The sequence below is a fragment of the Bradyrhizobium genosp. A genome (assembly GCF_049949275.1).
Lineage (GTDB): Bacteria > Pseudomonadota > Alphaproteobacteria > Rhizobiales > Xanthobacteraceae > Bradyrhizobium.
Genome location: NZ_CP188196.1, coordinates 690,564 through 716,456 on the forward strand (window position 1 = coordinate 690,564; position 25,893 = coordinate 716,456).

General features: G+C 65.4%; 26 protein-coding genes. 16 read left to right on the forward strand and 10 right to left on the reverse strand.

Annotation, left to right across the window (positions count from 1 at the left end; all coding sequences use genetic code 11):
• From ACP2YP_RS03130 to ACP2YP_RS03145, 4 genes are all read left to right on the forward strand, one after another.
• Entirely contained in the window at positions 1-1,215 is a 1,215-nt protein-coding gene (locus tag ACP2YP_RS03130) for a substrate-binding protein (protein WP_426422180.1), read from the forward strand.
• A 68-nt stretch (positions 1,216-1,283) separates the two neighbouring features.
• Positions 1,284-2,375: a branched-chain amino acid ABC transporter permease gene (locus ACP2YP_RS03135; RefSeq protein WP_426422181.1), complete on the forward strand. Its 1,092-nt coding sequence runs from the start codon at positions 1,284-1,286 to the stop codon at positions 2,373-2,375.
• Positions 2,362-3,096, forward strand: a complete 735-nt coding sequence (locus ACP2YP_RS03140; RefSeq protein WP_426422182.1) for an ABC transporter ATP-binding protein — start codon at positions 2,362-2,364, stop codon at positions 3,094-3,096. Before ACP2YP_RS03135 ends, ACP2YP_RS03140 begins: the two co-directional genes overlap by 14 nt.
• Positions 3,089-3,784, forward strand: coding sequence for an ABC transporter ATP-binding protein (locus ACP2YP_RS03145; protein ID WP_426422183.1), 696 nt, complete (start codon positions 3,089-3,091; stop codon positions 3,782-3,784). Before ACP2YP_RS03140 ends, ACP2YP_RS03145 begins: the two co-directional genes overlap by 8 nt.
• Before the next feature lie 22 nt (positions 3,785-3,806).
• Here the strand turns inward: ACP2YP_RS03145 and ACP2YP_RS03150 are convergent, their stop codons facing one another.
• The 4 genes from ACP2YP_RS03150 to ACP2YP_RS03165 all read right to left on the reverse strand — a co-directional run bounded on the left by ACP2YP_RS03150 (position 3,807) and on the right by ACP2YP_RS03165 (position 8,180).
• Complete coding sequence (locus tag ACP2YP_RS03150; protein WP_426422184.1) at positions 3,807-5,327, reverse strand: L,D-transpeptidase family protein; 1,521 nt, start codon at positions 5,325-5,327, stop codon at positions 3,807-3,809.
• 456 nt (positions 5,328-5,783) lie between these two features.
• Positions 5,784-6,746 (reverse strand): acetyl-CoA carboxylase carboxyltransferase subunit alpha, encoded by a 963-nt coding sequence (locus tag ACP2YP_RS03155; RefSeq protein WP_426422185.1) that lies wholly within the window; start codon positions 6,744-6,746, stop codon positions 5,784-5,786.
• Positions 6,747-7,044: 298 nt separating this feature from the next.
• A complete protein-coding gene (xerD, locus tag ACP2YP_RS03160; RefSeq protein ID WP_426422186.1) occupies positions 7,045-8,016 on the reverse strand; it encodes a site-specific tyrosine recombinase XerD in 972 nt (323 codons plus the stop codon).
• A 17-nt stretch (positions 8,017-8,033) separates the two neighbouring features.
• A complete protein-coding gene (locus tag ACP2YP_RS03165) occupies positions 8,034-8,180 on the reverse strand; it encodes a hypothetical protein (protein WP_035669499.1) in 147 nt (48 codons plus the stop codon).
• 168 nt (positions 8,181-8,348) lie between these two features.
• Between ACP2YP_RS03165 and ACP2YP_RS03170 the strand changes: the two genes are divergently transcribed.
• From ACP2YP_RS03170 to ACP2YP_RS03180, 3 genes are read left to right on the forward strand one after another with little or no spacing between them, the layout of a single operon-like run.
• The gene (locus ACP2YP_RS03170; RefSeq protein ID WP_426422187.1) at positions 8,349-8,975 is read left to right on the forward strand and encodes a shikimate kinase; all 627 of its coding nucleotides are present in this window, start codon (positions 8,349-8,351) and stop codon (positions 8,973-8,975) included.
• Positions 8,972-10,120 carry a 3-dehydroquinate synthase gene (gene aroB, locus ACP2YP_RS03175; protein ID WP_426422188.1) on the forward strand — a complete coding sequence of 383 codons (1,149 nt, stop codon included), beginning with the start codon at positions 8,972-8,974 and terminating at the stop codon, positions 10,118-10,120. The genes ACP2YP_RS03170 and aroB overlap by 4 nt, the downstream gene beginning before the upstream one ends.
• 42 nt (positions 10,121-10,162) lie before the next feature.
• Positions 10,163-11,467 (forward strand): HlyC/CorC family transporter, encoded by a 1,305-nt coding sequence (locus tag ACP2YP_RS03180; RefSeq protein WP_426422189.1) that lies wholly within the window; start codon positions 10,163-10,165, stop codon positions 11,465-11,467.
• Between the two features lie 145 nt (positions 11,468-11,612).
• Here ACP2YP_RS03180 and ACP2YP_RS03185 read toward each other — a convergent pair whose 3' ends face one another.
• Entirely contained in the window at positions 11,613-11,888 is a 276-nt protein-coding gene (locus ACP2YP_RS03185) for a BolA family protein (protein ID WP_426426457.1), read from the reverse strand.
• 158 nt (positions 11,889-12,046) lie between these two features.
• On the opposite strand from ACP2YP_RS03185, the gene ACP2YP_RS03190 reads away from it, so the two are divergent.
• Positions 12,047-12,682: a J domain-containing protein gene (locus ACP2YP_RS03190; protein ID WP_426422191.1), complete on the forward strand. Its 636-nt coding sequence runs from the start codon at positions 12,047-12,049 to the stop codon at positions 12,680-12,682.
• A gap of 227 nt (positions 12,683-12,909) precedes the next feature.
• Here ACP2YP_RS03190 and ACP2YP_RS03195 read toward each other — a convergent pair whose 3' ends face one another.
• Positions 12,910-14,001 carry a citrate synthase/methylcitrate synthase gene (locus tag ACP2YP_RS03195; RefSeq protein WP_426422192.1) on the reverse strand — a complete coding sequence of 364 codons (1,092 nt, stop codon included), beginning with the start codon at positions 13,999-14,001 and terminating at the stop codon, positions 12,910-12,912.
• Positions 14,002-14,082: 81 nt separating this feature from the next.
• Between ACP2YP_RS03195 and ACP2YP_RS03200 the strand changes: the two genes are divergently transcribed.
• A complete protein-coding gene (locus ACP2YP_RS03200) occupies positions 14,083-15,300 on the forward strand; it encodes a citrate/2-methylcitrate synthase (protein ID WP_426422193.1) in 1,218 nt (405 codons plus the stop codon).
• A 151-nt stretch (positions 15,301-15,451) separates the two neighbouring features.
• Here ACP2YP_RS03200 and ACP2YP_RS03205 read toward each other — a convergent pair whose 3' ends face one another.
• Entirely contained in the window at positions 15,452-16,111 is a 660-nt protein-coding gene (locus ACP2YP_RS03205; RefSeq protein WP_426422195.1) for a DedA family protein, read from the reverse strand.
• A gap of 293 nt (positions 16,112-16,404) precedes the next feature.
• Between ACP2YP_RS03205 and cobS the strand changes: the two genes are divergently transcribed.
• The 5 genes from cobS (at position 16,405) to ACP2YP_RS03230 (ending at position 22,293) form a co-directional block, all read left to right on the forward strand.
• Positions 16,405-17,403: a cobaltochelatase subunit CobS gene (gene cobS, locus ACP2YP_RS03210; RefSeq protein ID WP_008144548.1), complete on the forward strand. Its 999-nt coding sequence runs from the start codon at positions 16,405-16,407 to the stop codon at positions 17,401-17,403.
• Between the two features lie 145 nt (positions 17,404-17,548).
• Positions 17,549-19,453: a cobaltochelatase subunit CobT gene (cobT, locus tag ACP2YP_RS03215; RefSeq protein ID WP_426422196.1), complete on the forward strand. Its 1,905-nt coding sequence runs from the start codon at positions 17,549-17,551 to the stop codon at positions 19,451-19,453.
• Positions 19,450-20,508, forward strand: a complete 1,059-nt coding sequence (locus ACP2YP_RS03220; RefSeq protein ID WP_426422197.1) for an esterase-like activity of phytase family protein — start codon at positions 19,450-19,452, stop codon at positions 20,506-20,508. The genes cobT and ACP2YP_RS03220 overlap by 4 nt, the downstream gene beginning before the upstream one ends.
• Positions 20,509-20,649: 141 nt before the next feature.
• On the forward strand, positions 20,650-21,762 hold the full coding sequence (locus tag ACP2YP_RS03225; RefSeq protein ID WP_426422198.1) for an NADH:flavin oxidoreductase/NADH oxidase: 1,113 nt from the start codon (positions 20,650-20,652) through the stop codon (positions 21,760-21,762).
• 123 nt (positions 21,763-21,885) lie between these two features.
• Positions 21,886-22,293 (forward strand): hypothetical protein, encoded by a 408-nt coding sequence (locus tag ACP2YP_RS03230; protein WP_426422200.1) that lies wholly within the window; start codon positions 21,886-21,888, stop codon positions 22,291-22,293.
• A gap of 35 nt (positions 22,294-22,328) precedes the next feature.
• Here the strand turns inward: ACP2YP_RS03230 and ACP2YP_RS03235 are convergent, their stop codons facing one another.
• The 3 genes from ACP2YP_RS03235 to ACP2YP_RS03245 form a co-directional block, all read right to left on the reverse strand.
• Complete coding sequence (locus ACP2YP_RS03235; RefSeq protein WP_426422202.1) at positions 22,329-22,574, reverse strand: PilZ domain-containing protein; 246 nt, start codon at positions 22,572-22,574, stop codon at positions 22,329-22,331.
• A 263-nt stretch (positions 22,575-22,837) separates the two neighbouring features.
• Positions 22,838-24,163 (reverse strand): DUF2235 domain-containing protein, encoded by a 1,326-nt coding sequence (locus tag ACP2YP_RS03240; RefSeq protein ID WP_426422204.1) that lies wholly within the window; start codon positions 24,161-24,163, stop codon positions 22,838-22,840.
• Between the two features lie 257 nt (positions 24,164-24,420).
• Complete coding sequence (locus ACP2YP_RS03245; protein ID WP_426426484.1) at positions 24,421-24,789, reverse strand: hypothetical protein; 369 nt, start codon at positions 24,787-24,789, stop codon at positions 24,421-24,423.
• A gap of 380 nt (positions 24,790-25,169) precedes the next feature.
• Between ACP2YP_RS03245 and ACP2YP_RS03250 the strand changes: the two genes are divergently transcribed.
• The gene (locus ACP2YP_RS03250; RefSeq protein WP_426426458.1) at positions 25,170-25,436 is read left to right on the forward strand and encodes a hypothetical protein; all 267 of its coding nucleotides are present in this window, start codon (positions 25,170-25,172) and stop codon (positions 25,434-25,436) included.
• Positions 25,429-25,725, forward strand: a complete 297-nt coding sequence (locus ACP2YP_RS03255) for a hypothetical protein (protein WP_426422206.1) — start codon at positions 25,429-25,431, stop codon at positions 25,723-25,725. Before ACP2YP_RS03250 ends, ACP2YP_RS03255 begins: the two co-directional genes overlap by 8 nt.
• Positions 25,726-25,893 lie beyond the last annotated feature (168 nt).

Sequence of the window (25,893 nt, forward strand, 5' to 3'; positions counted from 1 at the left end):
ATGTTCGATCGTCAACTCTCACGCCGCCGCTTTTTGTCCAATTTCGCTTTCGCCTCCGGTGCGGTCGCGACCGGGGTCGGAAGCTGGGTGTTTCCGGCGCCCTGGGCCAATGCGGCCGAAGCCCCGATCAAGGTCGGCATCGCGACCGACCTCACCGGCCCGATCGCCTATGCCGGCAATGCTGACGCCAACGTCGCCAAAATGGTGATCAAGGAGATCAATGCCTCGGGCGGCCTGCTCGGCCGTCCGCTCGAGCTCTACATCGAGGACACCGCCTCGAACGAATCCGTCGCCGTCGGCAACGTGCGCAAGCTGATCCAGCGCGACAAGGTCGACATGGTGCTCGGCGGCATCACCTCGTCGATGCGCAATGCGATCAAGGACCCGATCGTGGCGCGCGGCAAGACGCTCTACATCTATCCGCAACTCTATGAGGGCAAGGAGTGCACGCCCTATCTGTTCTGCACCGGACCGACGCCGGCGCAGCAATGCGACGAATTCATTCCCTGGCTGATCAAGAACGGCGGCAAGAAGTTCGCGCTGCCGAGCGCCAATTATGTCTGGCCGCACACGCTCAATGTCTATGCCCGCAAGGTGATCGAAGCCAACGGTGGCGAGGTCGTGTTCGAAGAGTATTACCCGCTCGACCAGGTCGACTTCTCCGCGACCGTCAACCGCATCGTCTCCAACAAGGTCGACGTCGTCTTCAACACCGTCATCCCGCCGGGCGTCGGCCCGTTCTTCAAGCAGCTCTATGAAGCCGGCTTCCTCAAGAACGGCGGCCGTCTGGCCTGCGTCTATTACGACGAGAACACGCTCAACATCAATCAGGCCGCCGAGATCGAGGGCCTTGCGAGCTGTCTCGACTATTTCAAGGTGCTGACCAAGGAGAACCCGTTCGACGCAAAAATCCAGGCGGCCTACGAGAAGGATTTTCCGGGCAACTTCCTGTTCGCCGCCGGCAGTGCGGCGACCGGCACCTATCGTGGCCTCAAGCTGTGGGAAGCGGCCGTCAAGGAAGCCGGCAAGATCGACCGTGACTCGGTCGCCGCCGCGCTCGACCACGCCAAGATCGCCGAGGGCCCGGGCGGACCGGCCGAGATGGTGCCGGGCAAGCGTCACTGTAAGATGAAGATGTACACCGCCGTCGCCAAGGCCGGGAACTACGAGATCGTCGGACGCAGCGACGGTCTGGTCGATCCCAAGGAATGCTAGAGTGACTCTCTGCACCTCTCCCCGTTGGGGAGAGGTGCAGAGACCGCCACAAGGTGCTCTAATTTGGAATGCTGAAATCCATGGGTGCAGCTAAGCAGGCCGTCCACGCCGACGTCGGGGGTGAGACAGACGTCTCGGTGGCGGAAAGCGCACCGGTCAAACGATCGTCGGCGCGAAAAGTCCTGCCGATCGTGGAGGGCGTGGTGCTCGTCGCTGCGCTGGTCGCACCGCTGGTGCTGCAGGACTACCTCACGGTGTTCGCAACCCGCGTGATCATCCTCGCGCTGTTCGCGTTGTCGTTCGATCTGGTCTGGGGCTATGCCGGCATCATGAGCTTTGGCCAGGCCCTGTTCTTCGGCTCGGCCGGCTACGGTGTCGCGCTGCTCGCGCGCGACCTCGATATCACCAGCATCCTCTTGGTGCTGCCGGCCGGCACCATCATCGGCCTCACCTTTGCGCTCCTGCTCGGCGGCTTCCTGCTGCTGGGCCGGCATCCCTCCAGCGTGATCTTCGTGTCGCTCGGCACGCTGACAGGCTCCTACGCCGCCGATCGCCTCGCGCGCGGCTGGTACTATCTTGGCGGCCAGAACGGCATTCCCTCGATCTCGTCAATGACGCTCGGTGGTTACGAATTCTCGGAAGGGCCGGCGTTCTATTATCTCGTGCTCGGCATCCTCGTTGTCGTCTATCTGCTCTGCCGCTTCCTGGTGCGCTCGCAATTCGGCCTCGCGCTGGCAGGCTTGCGCGAGAACGAGCAGCGCATCGCCTTCTTCGGCTACAAGGTACAGCACCTCAAGGCGATCATTTTTGCGATCGGCGGCGCCATCGCAGGGTTGGCCGGCAGCCTCTACGCCTTCCACGAGGGCTTCGTGTGGCCCAATATGGTCGGCGTGGTCGTCTCGACACAGGTCGTGCTTTACGTGCTGTTCGGCGGCGCCGGCACGCTGATCGGCGCCGTCATCGGTACCGTGATCGTCGAGGGAGTCAGCTTCTGGCTGTCGGACAATTATCGCGACATCTGGCCGATCATTTTGGGGTTGTTGCTGCTGCTCGTGATCCTGTTCCGGCCGCTCGGCCTGATCAGTTTTGTCCTGGGCGAGCGGGAGCGCGTCGGCAGTTTTGGTGCCAGGATCAAGGAGAAGCAAAATGCCGCTCCTTGAAGCCGCGGGCATCTCAAAGATATTCGGCAAGCTCACCGCGCTCGACGGCGCCGCGCTGACCGTCGGCGAGAACGAGTTTCACGGCTTGATCGGCCCCAACGGCTCCGGCAAGAGCACGCTGATGAAGTGTATCGCCGGCGCCGAGGTGCCGACGCAGGGCAAGGTCTCGTTCGTCAATAGCGACATCACCGCCTTCACGCCGACCGAGCGGGCGCGGGCCGGCATGAGCCTGAAATTCCAGATCACCAGCGTGCTGCCGTCGCTGACGCTCTACGACAACATCCTGCTCGCGCTGCAGGCGCAGTCCTCGCTGCTCGACCTCGTATTCTCGCGTACGCGCGGGTTGCTGCATGATCAGGTCATGACCATGCTGACGCAATTCCGTCTCGCCGACCGCGCCTTCGATGCGGCAGCGGCGCTGTCGCATGGTCAGCAGCAATGGCTGGAGATCGCAATGGCGCTCGCGGGCAAACCCAAACTCCTTTTGTTGGACGAGCCGACCGGCGGCATGAGCCTGGAGGAGCGTCGCGTCACCGGCGAATTGCTCCAGCCGATCAAAAAACATTGCTCGCTCGTCATCGTCGAGCACGACCTCGATTTCATCCGCGACATCTGCGATCGCCTCACCGTGCTTGACCAGGGCAAGGTGCTGGCATCGGGCACCGTGTCCGAGATCCAGGCCAACACATCCGTCCAGGAGATCTATCTGCGCCGTGGCTGAATTTTTGGACATCAAGCATCTCGACACCGGCTATGGCCGCAGCCAGGTCCTGTTCGATCTCAATCTCGGCATTCCCTGGCGCGGCGGCGTCGCGGTGCTCGGGCGCAATGGCGCCGGCAAGACCACGCTGATGAAGACCATCGTCGGCGAGCTGCCGGCGTGGAAGGGCGAGGTCGGCTTCGACGGCCGCGACATCAGCCGCCGCCGGCCTGAAGAGCGCGTCCGCGCCGGCATCGGCTACGTGCCGCAGGAGCATTCGGTGTTCGCGCGCCTATCGGTGCGCGACAATCTCGCCGTCGGCTCGCTCTTCAACCAGGACGCCACCGCGGTCGACCGCGTACTGGCGATCTTCCCGAAACTCGGCCAGCGCCTCGACCAGCCCGCCGGCACGCTCTCCGGCGGCGAGCGCAAGATGCTCGCGATCGGCCGCGCCATGCTCGGCGATCCAAAATTGCTGCTGCTGGACGAGCCGACCGAAGGCGTCTGGATCGGCGTGATCGAGGAGATCACCGAGCGCCTGATCGAGCTCGCCAAGGAGATCGCGGTCATCATCGTCGAGCAGCACCTCGACCTCGCGCTGCGTGTTGCGGATTATGCCTACGTGCTGGATCGTGGCAGGGTCGCGCTGCAAGGCGCAGCGGGCGAGGTGAGGGGCAATCCGGAGCTGATGCGGTACCTGGCGCCGTAAATTTTGCGGGCGGAACGCCCGCCTACTTCACCGCGCCAAACCGGCTGTCGAACGAGTTCGACGATACCACCGGTGCTGCGCCGGCCATCTGCGCGCCGTCAGCTGCACCATCGTTCACCGATGGCTTCAGCGCGGGCCGCGTCGCGGCGACCTTGGTCTCGGCGGGCTTGGCCGGCTCGGCGGGTTTCGCGGCCGCGACGGTGCTATCCTTGGACTTGTCATGACCCGGCACGAAGCGCGCTACTGCGGCCTTCAGCTTGGAGGCCGTGCTCGGCGCTGCCGGCGTGGGGGTCACTGAGGCAGTCGCTTGCGGCGGAGACGTGGTCGCTGTGGTGTCGGCGGTGCCGAGGCCCATCTTGCGGCCAAGGTTCGAGAAGAAGCCCCCCGACTTTTCAGCCGGTGCGGCCGAGGCGACGCGGGTGTTGGTCGCGGGTGCGGCGACCGCGACGACCGGCTCTTCCTGCGGCGCGGCCGCGGCGGGCTCGAGATTCGGCTTCGGCGGGTTGACGGTGCCGGGAATGGTGCCCGGCGCCTTCGACATCGCCAGCATCTGCAGCGTATTGCCTTCGGCGCCTTCCGACAGGCCGGTCGAGCCCTCCGGAATCTTCGCGGCAAAGATCTTGTTCATGCCGCCGTCGATACCGGTGTTCATGCGCGCCACCGGCGTGCCCTTGGCGATGAGCTTGTTGTACTCGGCTTCGTCGCGCTGCTCCTTCTCGCGCACCGCGCTGGCGATGTCCTCGGGGATGACATAGGCCGGGCACTTTGCCGAAGCGTCGAACACGGGATCACGCTTGGCGTCGGGCGTCTTCGCGGCGTCGAAGACGTACTTCTTCTCGCAGAAGTCGACCTTCGGCTCCTGTCGTGTCACCTCGAAATGATCATAGCCTTCCTTGATCATCTTCCAGAAGGCCATGTTCGGATTATTGCGGTGCTTGGCCATGTTCACCGGCGTCATCTTGAAAGGATACGCCTGGAACTGGAACGCCTTCTGGCCGCCGAAGAAGGACTCGCGGCCCAACGAATAGATCTCCGCGATCTGCTCGTCGGTCATGGCGTAGCAGCCGCGCGACGAGCAATCGCCATGCACCATCAGCTGCGAGCCGGTGCGGCCGAGCGCCTTGTCGAACGCGTTGGGGAAGCCGGTGTTGAACGAGAGGTAATAGGCCGACTGCGGATTCATCTGGCTCGGGTTGATCGAGTAGAATCCTTCCGGCGCCTGGCGATCGCCTTCGCGCACCTTCGGACCGAGGTCGCCCGACCAGCGGCAGATCGGATAGGCCTTGAGCAGAGCGAACTGGCCGGAGCGGGTCTGCTTCCAGATTTCGAGCTCGGCTTCCTGCTTGAACAGGCGGATCAGGATCGGCGATTGCAGATCCATGTCCTTCTCACCCATCGCGGCGACGAGCTTGGGCGAGACCGGCTGGTTGGCCTTGGCGTTGGTCGCGAGCGAGACCTGGTCGGTGTCGCAGCCGGCCAGCACAACGCTGGCAGCAAGCGCGACCGAAGCCAAAAGCGCACGGGCAAGCGAACGAGAATTCAAGATGGACCCCACAACGTGCCGGGCAAGGAGCGCGTACCCCAATCTCTCGGGCATGGCCTGACCGGAACTCCGGACTTCATTCAGACCAAGCCCCAGCGCTTATGCCCTGAAGCCATTGATTAAAATTCTAACCTCCGCGCCTGGGGGTCGCAACCCGACCGGGGATCACGAGCCCGTTGGCCGACAGGCGTGGTCAACAGAGACTTAAACTGGGCCGGAACTTGGGACTTAATTGGGCTTTGCAGCCAAACCGCTACTGAGATCGCTGATTTGGGCAAAAAAAGGGTTAATACGGGGTTACCGGGGCTCTTCACCTCCCCCGCTTGCGGGCGCTTGCGGGGGAGGCCCGGAGGGGGCGCGCGCCGCATTGGGAGTGTCGCGAGGGGAGATACCCTCTCCCCGACCCTCCCCGCAAGCGGGGGAGGGAGCGCACCACAATACCGAAATCTGCCTGAATCAGCCCAGTTTCCGGCCGATATCGAGGAATTTCTGCCGGCGCTGCTTGCGGATGGCGTCGCCGTCCAGGCCCCGCAGCTCGTCGAAGGCTTTTGCGATGGCATCGCCCGTGGTGGCGATCATGGCGGCGGGGTCGCGATGGGCGCCGCCGACCGGCTCCTTCAAAATGCTGTCGATCACCCCGAAGCGCAGCATGTCCTGGGCGGTGATCTTCATGTTGTTGGCGGCTTCCTGCGCCTTGCTGCCGTCGCGCCAGAGGATGGAGGAGGCGGCCTCGGGCGAGATCACGCTGTAGATCGCGTGCTCCATCATCAGCACCTTGTTGGCGGTGGTGATGGCGATGGCGCCGCCCGACATGCCCTCGCCGGTGATGATGGCGACGTTCGGCACGGTCAGCGCCATGCAGGCATCGGTCGAGCGTGCGATCGCCTCGGCCTGCCCGCGCTCCTCGGCGCCGATGCCGGGATAGGCGCCGGCGGAATCGGCGAGCGACAGCACCGGCAGGCCGAACCGCTCGGCCATCTCCATCAGCCGCACACATTTGCGATAGCCTTCCGGCCGCGCCATGCCAAAATTGTGCTTGATGCGGCTCTCGGTGGAATCGCCCTTTTCCTGGCCCATCACGCAGATCGCATCGCCGCGGAAGCGGCCGAAGCCCGCGACCAGCGCCTCGTCCTCGCCGAACTTGCGGTCGCCGGCGAGCGGGGTGAATTCGGTGATCAGGCCCCTGATGAAGTCGTTGAAATGCGGCCGCTGCGGATGCCGCGCGACCAGCGTCTTCTGCCACGGCGTCAGGTTTTGATAGAGGTCGGCCAGCGCCTGCGCCGCCTTGTCCTCGATCCGGCCGATCTCCTCGGCGATGTCGGTGCCGGAGGCCGCCAGCGTCCTGAGCTCGTCGACCTTGGAGTCGAGCTCGGCGACGGGCTTTTCGAAGTCGAGATAGCTGCGCATCTGGTCTGGCATCAACTCAATATAGCGGGACGGGGCTACGAGGCGAAGCGAGGTTGGCTTCTCGTAAAGAAGTGTAGCTTCTTCAAAGGCTTGACCTGTGCGCTCGCGGAAGCGCGGCAAATCACGGATAAGGCCACGGCTCTTTCTGCGGAGATGTGGCCGAAGTCAAGGCGGTTAGTTTACCTCTCCCGCTTGCGGGAGAGGTCGGCGCGAAGCGCCGGGTGAGGGTTTTCTCCCCTTGGGGGTTCTTCGTTGTCGAGACACCCTCTCCCCAACCCTCTCCCGCAAGCGGGAGAGGGGGCGCACCTCCCTACTTCTCCGCCAGCGGGTGCAGGTCGCGCACCAGGCTCTTCAGCCGCTCCTCGACCACATGGGTATAGATCTGGGTGGTCGAGATGTCGGTGTGGCCGAGCAGGGTCTGCACGATGCGCAAATCGGCGCCGTTGTGCAGGAGGTGGCTGGCAAACGCGTGGCGCAGCACGTGCGGGGAGACCAGCCGGGCCTGCAGGCCGGAGGCGACCGCGAGCTCCTTGAGGTCGCGGGCAAAATGCTGCCGCGTCAGGTGCCCGCTCTCGCCAAACGAGGGAAACAGCCATTTCGAGGCGGCGACACTGCCCTTCTTTTTCTCCGTCTTCGCGGCTTCCGTCTGCGCGAGATAATCCGCCATCGCCTGCCGCGAGGCTTCATTGAGCGGCACCAGCCGTTCCTTGTCGCCCTTGCCGCGCACCACGATCATCCGGGCGTCGCGCTTGGCGGCCGAGCGCGGCAGCGACACCAGCTCGGAAACGCGCAAGCCCGTGGCGTAGAGCACCTCGAGCAGGCAATAGAGCCTTAAAGCGCGCAGCCGCTGCGACGGCGAGGCATCCGCCGCCTCGCTCATCTCCTTGGCGCAGCGGAGCATGCGGTCAACATCGGCGATCGACAGTACTTTTGGCAGGCCGCGGCCGCGCTTGGGCCCGGACAGGATCGCCGCGGGATCCTCAGTTCTGATGCGCTCATTCAAGAGAAAGCGGAACAGGTGCCGCATCGCCGACAGCCGCCGCGCGACGCTGGAGGATTTGAAGCCGCGCGCATCGAGGTCGCCAAGATAGTCGCGCAGGACTTGCGTCTCCGCGTCCACAAAGCTGTGGCCGACGCGGTCGAGAAACTCCGAGAAATCGGTGAGGTCGCGGCGGTAGGCATCGAGCGTATTGGAGCCGGCACCCTGTTCCGCGGCGAGCATGTCGAGGAACAGGCCGGTGAGCTTGGCGTCTGAGGGCTTGCTGGCGGAGGATTTGCGCATGCCCTGGAGGCTAGCTCCTATTTCTTGAGAAATTTATCCGGCGGGATCGTCACCGTCATTTCCCGCGGCTTCGGATTGACGAAATTGGCCAGCGCGAACACCACGCCATAGACGATGCCGGCGATCACGGCGACGACCGTCAGGAAGCGGAACAGGCTGGGCATCAGCAGGGTCTCGACGAAGGACACGAACGGGCAAATTAACCAATGAAATCATCCAACATGTTCGCCGTTTCGTGGCAAGAGTCCTCTGGCGAGGGCCCCAATGGGGTCGTATACGTGGCCCAGATGCCGCCTTTGGCGGCAAATTGAGCGAGATCCAGAGCAAGATCCATGTCCGACGCCGCGCTGCCAGCACAAGCGAGCCCCGAGGCCGACATCCTGTCGGCGCTGGGCGCGCGTTCGATCGTGCTGGTCGGCATGATGGGCGTCGGCAAGTCGACCATCGGCCGCCGCATGGCGGCGCGGCTCAAGCTGCCCTTCATCGATGCCGACACCGAGATCGAGGTCGCGCATGCCGGCATGACCATACCGGAGATATTCGAGCGCCATGGCGAGCCGTATTTCCGCGATGGCGAGGCGCGGGTGATCGCGCGCCTGCTCGAGGGCGGGCCGATCGTGCTGGCGACCGGCGGCGGCGCCTTCATGCGCGAGGAGACGCGGAGCCGCATCGCGGCCAGGGCGATCTCGATCTGGCTCAAGGCAGACCACGACGTGATCATGCGCCGCGTCCGTCGCCGCGCCGACCGTCCGCTGCTGCAGACTGCCGATCCCGAAGGAACGGTGACGCGCCTGCTCACCGAGCGCGAGCCGGTCTACAGCCATGCCGACATCACGATCGCCTCGCGCGACGTGCCGCACGACAGAATCGTCGATGAGACCATCGAGACGCTGCACGCCCATCTCTGCGGCGAGAGCGCGTCCCAACCACCAGCCGACGTCGCGAGTGCCGTTCGATGACCGCGCCTCTGAAACATTCCGACCCCGTCAACGTCGACGTCGCGCTCGGCGATCGCGCCTATGATATCGTCATCGGCCGCGGCGTGCTGTCTTCGCTCGGCGAACGCGTTGCCGCTTTGCGCCCCGGCGTGCGCACCGCTGTTGTCACCGACCGCACCGTCGCAAAATACTGGCTCGAGCCGACCGAGGCCTCGCTCGCGGCCAGCGGCATTCCGACGTCGCGTGTCGTCGTCGACGAAGGCGAGATCTCCAAAACCTATGCGGGGCTGGAAAAGGTCAGCGAAGCCCTGATCGCCGCAAAAATCGAGCGCAACGATCTCGTCATCGCACTGGGCGGTGGCGTGGTTGGCGATCTCGCCGGCTTTGCCGCCGCGATCCTGCGCCGCGGCGTCGATTTCGTGCAGGTGCCGACCTCGCTGCTGGCGCAGGTCGATTCCTCCGTCGGCGGCAAGACCGGCATCAACTCGCCGCAAGGCAAGAATCTGCTCGGCGCCTTCCACCAGCCGGTGCTGGTCATCGCCGACACCGCCGTGCTCGACACGCTGTCGCCACGGCAATTCCGCGCCGGCTATGCCGAAGTCGCCAAATACGGCGTGCTCGGTGACGAGGCCTTTTTTACCTGGCTCGAGAAGAACCACGCGGACATCTTCAAGGGAGGCTCGGCGCGTGAGCACGCCATCGCGACCTCCTGCCGCGCCAAGGCCGGTGTCGTCTCGCGCGACGAACGCGAGACCGGCGAACGCGCGCTGCTCAATCTCGGCCACACCTTCGGTCATGCGCTGGAAGCCGCGACCGGTTTTTCCGACCGCCTGTTCCACGGCGAGGGCGTTGCGATCGGCATGACGCTGGCGGCGCAGTTCTCGGCCAGGCTCGGCATGATCGGCGAGGCCGATGCGGCCCGCGTCGAGCGCCATCTCGTCGAAGTAGGTCTTCCGACCCGCCTGCAGGACATCGCCGGCTTCGCGCAGGAAGGCCTTGCCGATGCCGACGCGCTGATGGGGCTGATGGCACAGGACAAGAAGGTCAAGCGCGGCAAGCTCACCTTCATCCTGCTGGAGGCCGTGGGGCGTGCCGTCATCGCCAAGGATGTCGAGCCGGCGCCGGTGCGCGACTTCCTGAAGGACAAGCTCGCCCTCAAGGCGTGAGACGCGGCTGAACGGCGCTAAAACAAGAAACCAGAGTGTCTCATGGACTGGCTCGGCTTCACCATCGTCCTTATCTGCCTGCTCGTCTCGGGCTTCTTCGCCGCGAGCGAGACCGCGCTGACCGGCGCCTCGCGCGCCAGCATGCTGCGGCTCTCCAAGCAGGGTAATCGCGACGCCGACGTGGTCTCGCAGCTGCTCGACATGCGCGAGCGCCTGATCGGCGCGCTGCTGCTCGGCAACAACATCGCCAATATCACCGCTTCGGCACTGGCCACCAGCATCTTCACCGCCTGGTTCGGCGATGTCGGCGTGCTCTATGCCACCGGCGTGATGACGGCGCTGGTCGTGATCTTCGCGGAGGTGCTGCCGAAGACCCTCGCCATCAACGCGCCGGACCGCATGGCGCTGGCGGTCGCGCGCCCGATGCGGCTGACCATGTACGTGCTGGGGCCGCTGCTGCGGATCGTCGAGGTTATCGTCCGCCTGTTGATGCGCCTGTTCGGCCTTGCCGGCGAGCACCAGGCGATCCTGTCGCCGACCGAGCGCCTGCGCGGCGCGGTCGACCTGTTGCACCACGAGGGCAAGGTCGAGAAGCAGGACCGCGACATGCTCGGCGGCCTGCTTGATTTGCGCGAGCTCCAGGTCTCCGACGTCATGATCCATCGCACCGAGATGATGATGATCAACGCCGACTTGCCGGCGGAGGAGCTGGTGCGCGAGGTGCTGGCGACCGAATACACCCGCATCCCGCTCTGGCGCGAGAAGCCCGAAAACATCATCGGCGTGCTCCACGCCAAGGATCTGCTGCGCGCGATCCGCGCCGCCGACGGCGACACTTCGCGCATCGACGTCTCCACCATCGCGCTGCCGCCCTGGTTCGTGCCCGAGATGCGCCCTGTCTCCGAGCAGTTGAAGGCATTCCGGCGTCGCAAAACCCATTTCGCGCTCGTCGTCGACGAGTACGGCGAAGTTGAAGGTCTTGTGACGCTGGAGGACATCCTGGAAGAGATTGTCGGCGACATCTCCGACGAGCACGACGTCGTGGTCGCCGGCGTGCGCGCCCAGCCGGACGGCTCCGTCGTGGTCGACGGCTCGGTGCCGATCCGCGACCTCAACCGCGCCATGGACTGGCGCCTGCCCGATCAAGAGGCAACCACCGTCGCCGGCCTCGTCATTCACGAGGCGCGTTCGATCCCCGACCGCGGCCAGAGCTTTACGTTCCACGGCTTCCGCTTCCGCGTCCTCCGCCGTGAACGCAACCGCATCACCGCGCTCCGTATTTCACCGGTGCCACGTGACGCGGAGCTGGAAGAGGCCAAGCCGCGCCGGGCCGGGACGTCGTTTTGAGCTCTTGCTCCTTGAGGAGCGCCGTCAGGCGCGTCTCGAACCATGAAGGCCAAGATGCCGCAGCGGGGCCTGCATCCTTCGAGACGCGCGCAAGAGCGCGCTCCTCAGGATGAGGGGAGAAATTGCAGCCGGCGCGCTGGTTGGTTCAGCGCCCGTCTTCCCCCGGCGCCTGTGCGTGGATTGCCAGCGCATGCACGCTACCCGAGAGTTCCGCGGCCAGCGCCGCATTTATCATGCGGTGACGGTCGACCCGGCTCTTCCCTTTGAAGGCCTGGGACACGATATAAACGCGGAAGTGCGTCTCGCCGCTCGGCCGATGGCCGGCGTGGCCCTCATGCAAATGTGACTCGTCGACGACTTGCAGGCTTTCCGGCGTGAAAGCTTCCTGCAACTTGTTGCTGATAGTGTCTTTCATTACCATGAGTGCCATTAAAGCCTGCGATCGCGCTCCGTCAATTGCCACAGGCCGCCTCTGGCGGCCGTTCTGAAAAACGCCGAAGTGAAACTTCGGCTACGGGTAGTCAGCTAATTGCAATGTCAAGACTTGAAGGTTTTTGCATTGCGTAGTCAAAGTCAGCCATGCCGATCGATTCATCAAAGTTCTTCGACTCCATCCGCGTGAAGCCGCGGGGCAAGCAGCCCGAGGTGAAGCCGCGCGAGACCGTGGTCACCTGCGAATGGACCGGGTGCCAGAACAAGGGCGCGCATCGGGCACCCAAGGGTCGCGAGAACCAGCGCGAGTACTGGCACTTCTGCCTCAACCATGTGCGCGAGTACAATCAGAACTACAATTTCTTCTCCGGCATGAATGCCGACGCGGTCGCGCGCTATCAGAAGGATGCACTGACCGGCCACCGTCCGACCTGGAAGATGGGCGCCAATGGCGGCGTCAAGAAGGGTGCGGAAGCCGAGATCGACGGCGCCTTCGATCCCTTCAGCATGTTCTCCGAGATCAACGGCCGCGCCAGCTGGCGCAAGGGCCCGGAGGCCCAGCCCAAGGCCGAGACGCGCAAGATCATGAATGCCGAGCGCAAGGCGCTCCAGGTCATGGGCCTCGGCCCCGACGCCACGCTCGCCGACGTCAAGGCCAAGTACAAGGCCCTGGCGAAGCAGCACCACCCCGACACCAATGGCGGCGACCGCTCCACCGAAGATCGCCTGATCGAGATCATCAAGGCGTATAATTATCTGAAGACCGTGGTGCGGGAGGCGTAGGGCCTCGAGCTCGCTTTCTTCCCTTCTCCCCTTGTGGGAGAAGGTGGCATAGGCGGCCCTCGGCCGCCGTTCTTGAGAACGCCGAAGCAAAGCTTCGGCTATGGCGCCGGATGAGGGGTTGCTGGGTATCCGCGGAGAGAACCCCTCACCCGTCTCGCCGCTAAAGCGGCGAGCCACCCTCTCCCACAAGGGGAGAGGGAAAGTGCGCCGCTCATCCGCGCTAAGCCTCACACCGGCATCGCCCCCACATAGGACGAGCTCGGCCGGATCAACCGCCCCGTTCGCTGCTGCTCGCGCGCATGCGCGGTCCAGCCTGCTGCGCGTGCCACCGCGAAGATCGGCGTAAACGCCTGCCTTGGGATCGCCAGCGCATCGAGCAGGATCGCGGTGAAGAACTCGACATTGGTCTCCAGCGGCCGCTCCGGATTCTTCTTGCGCAGCGCTGCGCGGATATAGGCCTCGACCTCGCCGGCAAACTGCAGGTCGGTGCCGTTGGACGCCAGCGCCTCGACTGCGGTCTTGAGCACGTCGGCACGCGGGTCGCGCACGCGATAAACGCGGTGGCCAAAGCCCATCATCCGCTCGCCGCGCGCCAGCGCCGCATCCACCCAGGGCTGGATCCGCTCGCGCGAGCCGATCGCATGGAGCATGTCCAGCACCGGCTCCGGCGCGCTGCCATGGAGCGGGCCGGTCAACGCGCAATACCCCGCAGTCACCGCAGCGAACAGATCGGCCTGGGTCGAGGCCACCACGCGCGTGGCGAAGGTCGAGGCGTTCATGCCGTGGTCGCAGACAGTCACGAGATAGGCATCCAGCGCAGTGACCTCTCGCGGCGCAGGCGTGCGTCCATGCAGCATGCGCAGCGTATCGGCGGCGTGGCTCGCGCTCGGGTCGGGTGCGACCGGGTCGAGCCCCTTGGCGCGGCGCACCAGCGCGCCCGCGATCACCGGAAACGCGCCGACGATTGTTGCCTCATGCTCGAGGCCATCCTCCGCACGAAGCCCCGCGACTGCTGCACGAAACCCGTCGATGATGCCCATGCCCTGGGTTGCCGGCAGCAGCTCGGAGAGCCGCGCGAAGGCGCGTTCGCGCGCCGCGCCCAGGCTCGCCCGGACATTGGCTTCGGTGAGGGTGGCTTGGCTCACGCCATTCCAGAGCCGGGCGGTGACGCCCTCAAAACTCGATTTGGCGGCGAGGGTCCCGAGATGCTCGCCGGCGATGATCAGTTCGCCGCGCTCGCCGTCGACATGGCTCAGCACGGTTTCGGCCGCGAGAACGTCGTCCAGCCCGATTTGGCTTTTCGTGAGGTGGGTATTCATGGCCCAATTCTCCCTTTGCAGTGCACCAGGAGAAAATCAGGCCTCTCGACAGATTGATCAATCTTGATTACATCAATCAATATGAAAAATTCGGAAGGTCTCTACCTCTCCGCCCGGGAAGCCGCGGCCGAGCTCGCGATCTCGCCGGCCACCCTCTACGCCTATGTCAGCCGCGGCCTGATCCGCTCTGAGCCGACGCCGGATTCGCGCAAGAATCGCTACCGCGCCGAGGACGTCCGCGCGCTGAAGGAGCGCCGGGTGCCGTCGCCGGAGCCGCGCGGCCTGCGCAGCTTCGATGCCGATCTGCCTGTGATGGACACCGAGATCTCGACCATTACCGAGGAGGGCGCGATCTACCGCGGTGTGAACTGCATTGATCTCGCCGAGAACGACACGCTGGAGCACACCGCAACGCTGCTCTGGGACGTCTCCGATGTCGATCCCTTTGTGCCGGACAACCAGCCTGCGATGTCCGACGAGATGCGTGCGATTGCGGAAGCCGCGCGCCGCGCAGCTCCGATCGATCGCGCCATCGCTGTGCTCGCGCTCGCGGCCAGCGCCGATTCCCGCGCCTTCACGCGCGCGCCCGATGGCCGCGCGCTGGTCGGCGCGCGCATCGTCCGGCTGCTGGTCGCGACCATGCTCAATGCCGAGCCGTCAGCCGAGCCGCTGCATCAGCAGATCGCGCGGGCCTGGGCAGGCGACAACAAGCACGCGCCCGATCTCATCCGGCGCGCGCTGGTGCTGTTGGCCGACCACGAACTGAACGCCTCGACCTTCACCGCGCGCTGCGCGGCCTCGACCGGGCTCAATCTTTATGACTCGGTCATCGTCGGCCTCGCCGCCTTGAAAGGGCCGAAGCACGGCGGCGCCGGCGTGCTGGCCTCGCAGCTGGTCAAGACGCTGGTCGATCGCGACGTCGAGCCGATGGTGCGCGAGCGCGTTGCGCTCGGCGAGCGTTTCCCGGGCTTCGGCCACGGCGTTTACAAGCGCGGCGATCCCCGCGCGCAGTCGCTGCTGAACGCCTTGGCGCGAACCGGCGCGCCGCGCAAATTCACCCGCGAGGTGCCGGAGCGGATCGCGGAGGCGACCGGAGAGTTCGTCAATATCGACTATGTGCTCGCCGTGCTCGTGCACGCGCTCCGGCTGCCGCCCGGCAGCGAGCTCGCACTGTTCGCCATGGCCCGCAGCGTCGGCTGGATCGCCCATGCCAGCGAGCAATTGCAGTTCGGCAGATTGATCCGCCCGCGGGCAAGATATGTGGGGCCTGCGCCTGGGCGGCGGTCGGGGGGTTCTTAACCTCTCCCGCTTGCGGGAGAGGTCGGCGCCAAGCGCCGGGTGAGGCTTTCTCCTCTTGGGGGTTCTCGATTGCCGCGAGACCCTCACCCCAGCCCTCTCCCGCAAGCGGGAGAGGGAGCGCACCTCCGTCGCGTTACGCACCCAAGGTTGATTAAGCCGGCGGCTTCACCGCAGCGACACCGCCACCGTTCCGGCGGCGATAGATCCAGATCGCCACGCCCACCGCGATCGCAACGCCGACCACGGTCAGAATCCACATGTGCTTGTAGGGATGCCCGTGGTGCGGCAGGCCGGCATATTTGTGCAGGGCCGACACCGCCAGCACGCCCGGCAGCACATGGGCCGGCGCCCAGACCAGGATCGCCGGGATATTGACCGCGTAAAATCTTGTCGGCGCCATCCCGAGCGCACCGGCCGTTACCGGCACGAAGGCGCGGATCGGCGGCACGAAGCGGGCGAAGAACACGGCCCAGGTGCCGAAGCGGTGGAAGAAGGTCTCGCTCTCCTTGACCACGCGCGGATAATTGGTCAGCGGCCAGGTGTTGAGGATCTTGCGCTGCTGCCGGTGCCCGAGCCAGTAGGCCGAGCCGTCGCCCAGCACCGCGCCGACCGCTGCCGCCAGCAGCACCCATTGCAGTTTCAGGTCGCCGCCGGGAACCAGGGCGCTGAGTGCCAGGATGATGGTCGAGCCCGGGATGACCGACCCCACCACCGGGACGGCCTCGAGAAGCGCTGCCAGGAACAGGGTCAGATAGGCCAGCCACGCATGGGCCGAAACGAACGATATCAGGGGATCGAGAAAGGAAGTCACATCGTCTCTGTGTTGGGTGGGGCCATTCGGGTTCAGGCCCTATAAGTAAGGAGCGGCAGGAAAAGTGCCATCGGCGCGAGCAGCGGACGGTTTCGCCCGAATTTCGCGCGTGATTCGCAGGGCAGCCTTCCAAAAATCGCGTTCCTTGCCTATCTAAATGAAAAGACAATGGAACTTTGATTGTGGGGCGGGCTTCTGCCGGCACGTTGTCTCTGATAGGTTCGCAGCCGCACCCAGCCGCAGCCAACGTGCAAATAACTGGTTTCGGGACCGCCCGGGACCTCGGAGGATTGATGACGACCGCCGCCCTGTCCAAAGTTGAGGAAGTTTCCGGTCTGCCCGACATGAAGGTGTCGGTGCGCCAGGTGTTCGGGATCGACAGCGATCTCGAAGTGCCGGCCTATTCCGAAGTCGATCCTCACGTGCCCGAAGTCGATTCCGACTACCGCTTCGACCGCGCCACCACGCTCGCGATTCTCGCCGGCTTTGCCCGCAACCGCCGCGTGATGGTGACCGGCTATCACGGCACCGGCAAATCCACCCATATCGAGCAGGTCGCCGCCCGCCTGAACTGGCCCTGCGTGCGCGTCAACCTCGACAGCCACATCAGCCGTATCGACCTCGTCGGCAAGGACTCCATCGTGGTCCGCGACGGCAAGCAGGTCACCGAATTCCGTGACGGCATTTTGCCTTGGGCGCTGCAGCACAACGTCGCGCTGGTGTTCGACGAATACGACGCCGGCCGCCCGGACGTGATGTTCGTGATCCAGCGCGTGCTGGAAGTCTCGGGCCGCCTGACGCTCCTGGACCAGAACAAGGTGATCAAGCCGCACCCGTCGTTCCGCCTGTTTGCGACCGCCAACACGGTTGGCCTCGGCGACACCTCCGGCCTCTATCACGGCACCCAGCAGATCAACCAGGGCCAGATGGACCGCTGGTCGATCGTTACCACGCTCAACTACCTCAGCCATGACGAGGAGGTGGAGATCGTGCTGGCCAAGGCCAAGCACTATCGCACCCAGGAGGGCCGCGACATCGTCAACAAGATGGTGCGCCTCGCCGATCTCACCCGCAACGCCTTCGCCAATGGCGATCTGTCGACGGTGATGAGCCCGCGCACGGTGATCACCTGGGCCGAAAACGCCGACATCTTTGGCGATATCGGTTTCGCGTTCCGGGTCACCTTCCTCAACAAGTGCGACGAGCTCGAGCGTCCCCTGGTCGCCGAGTTCTACCAGCGCTGCTTCAACGCTGAGCTGCCGGAATCGGCAGTCAATGTGGCGCTGTCCTGATCTCTCTCGCGGCATGTCGTCCCGGCGAAAGCAGGGACGGGCGCCGCGAGGTCTCTCGATGAAGCGACGCTGATAGTTTTCCCTGACGCACCAACCGTCGGTGGCTATGGGTCCCCGCCTCCGCAGGGACGACGGTGAGATCGAGATGAGCACGCCCTCCAATTCCAAATTCCGCAACAGCAAGGAAGCCCCGACTGAGCCGTTCAAGCGCTCGGTGGCCTCCTGCCTGAAGGCGATCGCAAAGACGCCTGAGCTAGAGGTCTCCTTCGCGGCCGAGCGCCCGGGCCTGGCGCCGGGCAAAGCCCGTTTGCCCGAACCCGCGCGAAAGATGACCAAGCGCGATGCGGCGATCGTGCGCGGCCACGCCGATTCCATCGCGCTCAAGCTCGCCTGTCACGACGCCAAGCTGCATCGCAAGCTGATGCCGGGCAATCCGCAGGCGCGCGGCGTGTTCGAGGCGGTCGAGCAGGCCCGCGTCGAGGCGATCGGCGCGCGCCGCATGGCCGGCGTCGCCAAGAATCTCAACGCGATGCTCGACGACCACTTCCATCGCGGCAAGTTCGACGAGATCACCGACCGCGCCGATGCGCCGCTGGCCGACGCGCTGGCGATGCTGGTGCGCGAGCGCCTGACCGGCATGGCGCCGCCGACGGCCGCGAAAAAGATGGTCGATCTCTGGCGTCCCATTCTTGAAGACAAGATCGGCAAGCGGCTCGACCGGCTCGATGGCCTGGTCGAGGACCAGACCCGGTTCGGCGACGCCGTGCATGATCTGCTGACGGCGCTCGAGCTCGGCGACGAGCGCAGCGCCGACAGCGAAGACAATGACGACAACGACGAGAACCAGGACGGCGACAACGATCAGTCCGGCGCCGAGGGCTCGCCCGATTCCGATGCCGCCCAGGAGATGAGCGCCGACCAGGCGCAGGCGTCGTCCGAAGAGATGAGCGACAGCGCGATGGAAAGCGCGCAGGCCTCGACCTCGGATACCTTCGACGACGGCGAGCTCGGCGACGACGAGACGCCGGGCGAGGCGACGCGTCCGAACGCGCACGGCAAGAACGAGCCGCGCGGGCCGGAATATCACGCCTTCGCGCCCAAATTCGACGAGGTCATCTCCGCCGAAGACCTCTGCGACCATGACGAGCTGGAGCGCCTGCGCGCCTATCTCGACAAGCAGCTCGCGCATCTGCAGGGCATTGTCGCCCGTCTCGCCAACCGGCTGCAGCGCCGCCTGATGGCGCAGCAGAACCGGGCCTGGGAGTTCGACCTCGAAGAGGGCATTCTGGATCCCGCGCGACTGTCGCGCGTGGTGACCGATCCCCATCACCCGCTGTCCTTCATGCACGAGAAGGAGGCGACGTTCCGCGACACCGTGGTGACGCTGCTGCTCGACAATTCCGGCTCGATGCGTGGCCGCCCGATCACGGTCGCGGCGACCTGCGCCGACATCCTCGCGCGCACGCTGGAGCGGTGCGGCGTCAAGGTCGAGATTTTGGGCTTCACCACGCGGGCCTGGAAGGGCGGACAATCGCGTGAGGCGTGGCTGGCCGCCGGCAAGCCGGCCAATCCCGGCCGCCTCAACGATCTCCGCCACATCATCTACAAGTCGGCGGATGCCCCGTGGCGTCGCGCGCGAAAGAACCTTGGCCTGATGATGCGCGAGGGGCTGCTGAAGGAGAATATCGACGGCGAGGCGCTCGACTGGGCGCACAAGCGCCTGCTGGCGAGGGCCGAGCAGCGCAAGATCCTGATGATGATCTCGGACGGCGCGCCGGTCGACGATTCCACGCTGTCGGTCAACCCCGGCAACTATCTCGAGCGGCATCTGCGCCACATCATCGAGGAGATCGAGACCCGCTCGCCGGTCGAGCTGATCGCGATCGGCATCGGTCATGACGTGACGCGCTACTATCGCCGCGCGGTGACGATCGTGGACGCCGAAGAGCTCGGCGGCGCCATCACCGAAAAGCTCGCCGAACTCTTCAGCGAGACCAACACGGCGCCGCCGCAGCCGGCCGGTCGCCCGCGGCGCAAACTGCATTCGTGAGCACGCTTTCATCCCGCCGCAGCTTTATCGGCCACGCGGCGGCGGGATTCTCCACTCTCGCGCTCGCTCGGTTGGCGCAGGCGAAGCCGGCGCAGGCCGAGCACGCCGTCACCGAGCCCGTCACCATCGAGGTCAACGCGCGGCCGATTCCCCATTTCGAGCCGCGCGATCGAGCGCGCGTGCGCTTCGGCTCGTTGCAATATCGCAGCGGCCTGGTGCTGACCTCGCCGCATCGCGGCTTCGGTGGCCTGTCCGGCTTCCGCTTCCTCGACGACAAGGGCGCGCGTTTCCTCGCGCTGTCCGACCAGGGCAGCTGGTTCACGGGCGCCATCCGTTATTCCGGCGGCAAGATGGTCGGGCTCGACGACGTCGAGGCTGCGCCGATGCTCAATGCCGAGGGGCGGCCGATCACCGAGAAGCGGCTCTGGTACGACACCGAGTCGCTCGCGCGCGACGGCTCGCTCGTCTATGTCGGGCTCGAACGCGTCAACCAGATCATGCGCTTCGACTTCGCCAAAGGCGGCACCCGCGCCCGCGGCGAGGTGGTGCCGACACCGGCCGCGTTGCGCAAGCTGCCCTACAACAAGGGGCTGGAGGCGATGGTGTTCGTGCCCAGGGACATGAAGGGACAGCCGCTCGCGGGCACGCTGATCGCGATGTCCGAAGGCGGCTTCGATGCCGACGGCAATCTGATCGGCTTCCTGATCGGCGGCCCGTCGCCCGGCCAGTTCAGCATCAAGCGCACCGACGAGCAGTTCATCAGCGACGCCGTGCTGCTGCCTTCAGGTGAGCTGCTGATCCTCGAACGCAAATTCTCCTGGTTCACCGGCATCAACATCCGCATCCGATCGATCCCGTTGAGGACCATCGCGCCAGGCGCGTTGGTCGACGGCCCCGTGCTGTTCGAGGCCGATCTCGGCCACGAGGTCGACAACATGGAAGGCATCGACGCCCATGTCACGGCGGAGGGCGAGACCGTGCTGACGATGGTGTCGGACGACAATTTCTCGATGCTCCAGCGCACCCTGCTGTTGCAGTTCACGCTGGCGGACTAGCCCTGCTGTCGTCCCGGCCTCCCGTCAAACCCGCAATGCATGGCGCCGCGGGCGGCCATGCCGCCTGCGCAACTGGCAATTCGCGATTCGCTCACTAAACTTCATGCAATCGCTTCCATTCCTCCATCCCCGGATCCCCGCATGAGCGCCCTGTTTTCCCCGATCAAGCTGCGCGGCCTGACTTTGAAGAACCGCCTGGTGGTGTCGCCGATGTGCCAGTATTCGGCCGAAGACGGTGTTCCCACCGACTGGCATTTCACCCACATCAACAATCTCGCGCTGTCGGGCGCGGCGATGTTCTGCATCGAGGCCACCCATGTCGAGGCGATCGGCCGCATCACGCCGGGCTGTCTCGGGCTCTACAACGACGCCTCGGAAGCCGCGCTGAAGCAGATCCTCAGCTCCGTCCGCAAGCATTCGAGCACGGCGGTCGCGATGCAGCTCGCGCATGCGGGCCGCAAGGCCTCGAGCGCGCGGCCCTGGGACGGCGGCCAGCTGATCCCGCTCAGCGAGGGCGGCTGGCAGACGGTGGCGCCGTCGGCGCTACCGCACAAGGAGGGCGAAGCTGCGCCGCTGGCGCTCGATGCTAGCGGTCTGAAGCGCATCCGCGAGGCCTTCGTCGACAGCGCCAAGCGCGCGGAGCGCATCGGCATCGACGCGATCGAGCTGCACGGCGCGCACGGCTATCTCATGCATCAATTCCTGTCGCCGATTTCGAACAAGCGCACCGACGAATATGGCGGCTCGCTCGAAAATCGCATGCGCTTCCCGCTCGAAATCTACGACGCGGTGCGCAGCGTTTTTCCGCACGACAAGGCGGTCGGCATGCGGGTGTCGTCGACCGACTGGGTCGAGGGCGGCTGGGATCTGGCGCAGACCATTGAATTCGCGAAAGCGCTGAAGGCGCGCGGCGTCGACTGGATCGATGCCTCCTCCGGCGGCGTTTCGCCGCAGCAGAAGATCACGCTCGGCCCCGGCTACCAGGTGCAGTTTGCGGAAGCCATCAAGCGCGAGACCGGCTTGCCGACCATCGCGGTGGGCCTGATCACGGAAGCCAAGCAGGCCGAAGAGATCGTGGCAAGCGGCAAGGCCGACATGATCGCGCTCGCCCGCGGCATGCTCTACGACCCCCGCTGGGGTTGGCACGCGGCGGCCGATGTCGGCGGCGAAGTCGAAGCCCCGCCGCAATACTGGCGCTCGCAGCCGTCGACGCAGAAGGCGCTTTTCGGCAAGACCACGTTCGGGGCGAGGTAGCTCTTCACCTCTCCCCGCATGCGGGGAGAGGATCCACCTCACGCATCCGTAACCCTCCTTACCTTCCGCCTGCCGCAAAACTGGCCTAACCTCCGCTCATCCGGGGCATCGCGGAGGCCGGCCATGCGGTTTCGTGTTCGCAAGACTGCCCACGTGTTCGAGCGCCTGGGCCTCGCGATGGCGGGCGCCGCGTGCGGGCTGTTCGTCGGCGCCTATGTCGGATCGGCGTTTGCCGCGCTCACCACGCAGGGCTTTCTGCTGCTGATGATGCTGCTCGGCGTGGTCGGCTTCTATCTCGGCATCGACACGCCGCAGCAGCCTTTCGACGAGGCGCACAGCGAGATCGACGCCGCGGAACTCTTGAGCTCCGCCGGCACCCTCTGCGCCACGCTCGCAGCGCTGGCCTCGGTCGCCGTCATCGTGCTGCGGCTCGATACAGACAGCGCACTGACCTGGCTGGTGCTGCTGGGCTGGATCGGCGGCGTCGCGATGCAGATCGTCGCGGGCGCAAAGGCGCGGATGCGGGGGTAGCTCTCTTACTCTTCAGGGGAGGGTAAGCAAGAATCCTAAAACACCACGCCCACGCGCGTGCCGCGCTTCCAGGCGATGCGGCAGCGCTTCTTGGTGTTGACGTGCAGCAGCTCGAACCTGTCGGGGATCTTCACCTGCCCGCCGAGATCGACGCAGGCGCCGCCCGGCGAATAGTCGATCAGCGTGCAGACGATAACAGGCGCGCGCGGGTCGGTGATGATCTTGGCCTGGCGGGACACGATGCCTGCGGGCTTCACTCGGGCATGTCGGCGCGGATGCATTGGCACTCTCCTCCAAGTCCGCCGGTCGCGGTGGGTGGCAGGTTCCAATGATGCAGCAGAGATGATGCGATCCGACTAAGCTCGGCGCGAGAATTTTAATGAAAAGTAGCGGCGATGGCGGAAAGTGGCGGTAGCGGGATGGGGAGGCGCCGCCCCAACCACCGTCATTGCGAGCGCAGCGAAGCAATCCAGACTGCCGCCGCGGAGAGACTCTGGATTGCTTCGCTTCGCTCGCAATGACGAGCCCGGGGCGCGAGCCCCGCTCACACTCCCGCTGTCTCCGCCTCCGCCTCAACCCCCACCCCCGGCGCCACCGGCATCGGCACCGTCACGAATTCCTTCGGCATATTTACCGGCCGATACCCCGGCTCCACCGCCATCCGCTTCAACACGCTCTCATGCACATGCGCGCCTTCGGGAATCACGCGCGGCTCGCAATCGGGGATGTAGAAACCCAAAAACACCTTCCGCTCCGGCCATTCCTTGTACGTCGCGCGCTTCGGCAAAAATTCCAGCGCGCGCCAGGCCGCGCTCATCGAATTGTGCAGCTGGCCCGCCTTGCCGGTAAAAGCAGGCGGGACGTACTGGAACGGCGAGTTCTTGCGCTGGATGCCCCAGGCGAGCTGGTTCACGGTGCGCGGGTTGAAGTTCAGCCCGGCTTTCGCGGCCTCCTCGATCATCCACAGCAGCGGATATTTCGATTCCGCGCTCTCGGCCTCGGGATAGCCGCCGCCGACGTCGCAATGCACGCCGGCGAACCAAACCTGCAGGATGTCCTGCGGCTCTTTCTTCTCGTCGGGCACGTAGCGGTTGCTCCAGTAGTCCTGCGGCTCCTCGTACTCTTTCAGGCGGAACATGCAGCGCCGCTCGTCGATCGCGATCGCCTGGCGGAAGATGTTGACACTGGGATTGCGCAGCGTGAAGGCCAGCTCCTCCAGGCTGAAGACGAGGAAGAAGACGTCGCGCCGCGGCACGATCACGCTCGCCACCGTGTCCCAGACGCCGATGAAATGGATGGTCGGCCAGCGCGTCGAGGTGATGCGGGCGAATTGCGCGGCGAGATCGAATGCGTCCTTCGGCAGCGGCCCCTGGTCGTCGACGGTGATGTTCTCGACGTCCGCGATGTCGTTGCCGCGCCCGAGCCCGGAATATTGCTTGTAGGCGACGAGGCCCGAGCCTGCGAGGTTGGCCTGCTCCGGTGAGATCAGACCAACTTTGTGGATCAGCCCCGCCAGCACCCGCACCGTGTAAGCACCGCGCGAGAAGCCGAACAGGTAGATCCTGTCGCCCGGCGCGTAATGCTCGACCAGGAAGCAATAGGCGTTGAGCAAATTGTCATCGAGCCCGTAACCGGTGGCGAGCCCCAGCACCAGCTTGATGTTGGACTTCCAGCGATTCCACGTCGACGGCTCCGTCACCGTGCCGACGCCGGGATCGTAAAACACCATCTGCCGCGGCTCGGTCCTGTCCGTCTTGCGCAGGCAGCGATAGAGCTTCAGGACGTTGGAGATGTTTTCGGAGATCTCGTTGCCGGTGCCGTCGCAGCAGATGACGAGATTTTTCGGTTCGGTTTTGCGCTCGTGCTCCACGGTGTGCCCCTCCCGGTGATGCTACCGGGGCGAGTATAGCCGAAAAGCGCGACGGGGAGGAGACGATGGTGCGGCGAAGGCGGTGAGCTCCCTCGCCCCGCTTGCGGGGAGAGGGTTGGGGTGAGGGGGACTCTCCGCAAGGCAGGTGACAGCTGGACTCGCGGAGAGTCCCCCTCACCCGAATTCGAGCTACGCTCGAATTCGACCTCTCCCCGCAAGCGGGGCGAGGTGAAGAAGCGCGCCCCGCCTCCTCCGCCCTACTTCTTCTTCCCCTGACCGATCTCCGGCTGCCATGCGTCCTTGCGGCTCGGGGCCGCGGCGATCACCTTGGTCTTGTCCTTCTTCGGCTTCTTGGCTTCGCGATTGCTGCGTTGCTGTCCCTTGGCCATGGCGTCGGTCTCCTCTTGAGCTTTGTCTTGAGATCTATCTTGGGGTTTGAGTTCGTCCAGTTCGTCCGATTGCAGCACGCGTCCGCGCGGCGTGCAGACGCGCACGTCCATGAAGCCGTCGCGCAGCAGCTTTCGCGCCAGCCGCAGCGCGACGGTCGCGTTGCCGCGGCCGTGATTGGCGCTGCCGTATTCGCCGGTCGCCCAGACCAGATAGGGCACCCGGATCGGCCTAGCCATGGAACAGGGCGGCCGCGCCGACGAGAAGCAGAAGAAACAGCGGAACGATAACAGGCGGAACGATCCATTCCGAGGCGCGAAAAGGCGGTGTCGTATGCTCCTGCACGAGCACCGCGAAGTCGTGCTCCAGTGACTGGTTTCTCGGCGGGAGCGCACGTGACCCTCAGTCACCGGTCGATGCCGTAGCGAAAGTCGCGGTGATGCAGGCGAGCGTACGCCTGCCTCGGGCCGATAGCGAGGACTAAAACACACGCGTGCGCTGCGGCCTCGGCGCGCGCTATCCGCGACAACGATAGTGCTGGCTATTGCAGCGCGACAAGCGCATGGTCGCGATCGCTGGCGTCGGTTGGGGCCGCTCTCGCGAGGCAAGGCAGGCGTTCATGACCATCCGTTCGCGGCGCGAAACCGTCACCTTCCGCCATCCGTTCCGCATCCACGGCATCGATCGAGTGCTGCCCGCGGGCGCCTATCCTGTCATCGCCGACGAGGAGACGATCGAGAGCGAGACCTTCTCGGCCTGGCGCCGCGTCGGCACGTCGATCATCGTGCCCGTGGACGGCGTGCTCGGTTCGGTGGAGATGCTGTCGATCCGCGCGCCCGACCTGGCAGACGCGATAGCGTCCGACGCGAGCGTCGCCAATGACTGACCGTACCGTCGATCTCGACAAGCACCGCGGCATGGCAGCCCAAAAGGCGACCGATCTGCGCCGCGCGCTGGCCGAGGTCGAGACCAATCTCAAGGAGCTGCGCGAGCGCGAGACCGCGCTCGAGAACCAGCTGCTCACCGTGCCCGCATCGTCGTGGCCGGAGGCGGCCGCGAAGGCGCGCTATCTGCTCAACATCTACGCCGCGAGCCTGCCCTCCGAGGACAGTCGGCATCGCGCGCTGGTGGCAGCCCTGTTCGACGATTTCGCCAGGCTCACCGGCGACAGCTGAGGCAAGTTGCGGTCGCGAGGAACGTGCATGCGCGCCGGGCGTTGCGGCTGCTTCACCTCTCCCGCTCGCGGGAGAGGTCGCCGCGCCCCGGGCGATGCGAAGCATCGTCCCGCGCGGCGGGTGAGGGCTCTCTCCTCCCGGGGAGTGTCGCTTCGGCCCCGAGAACCG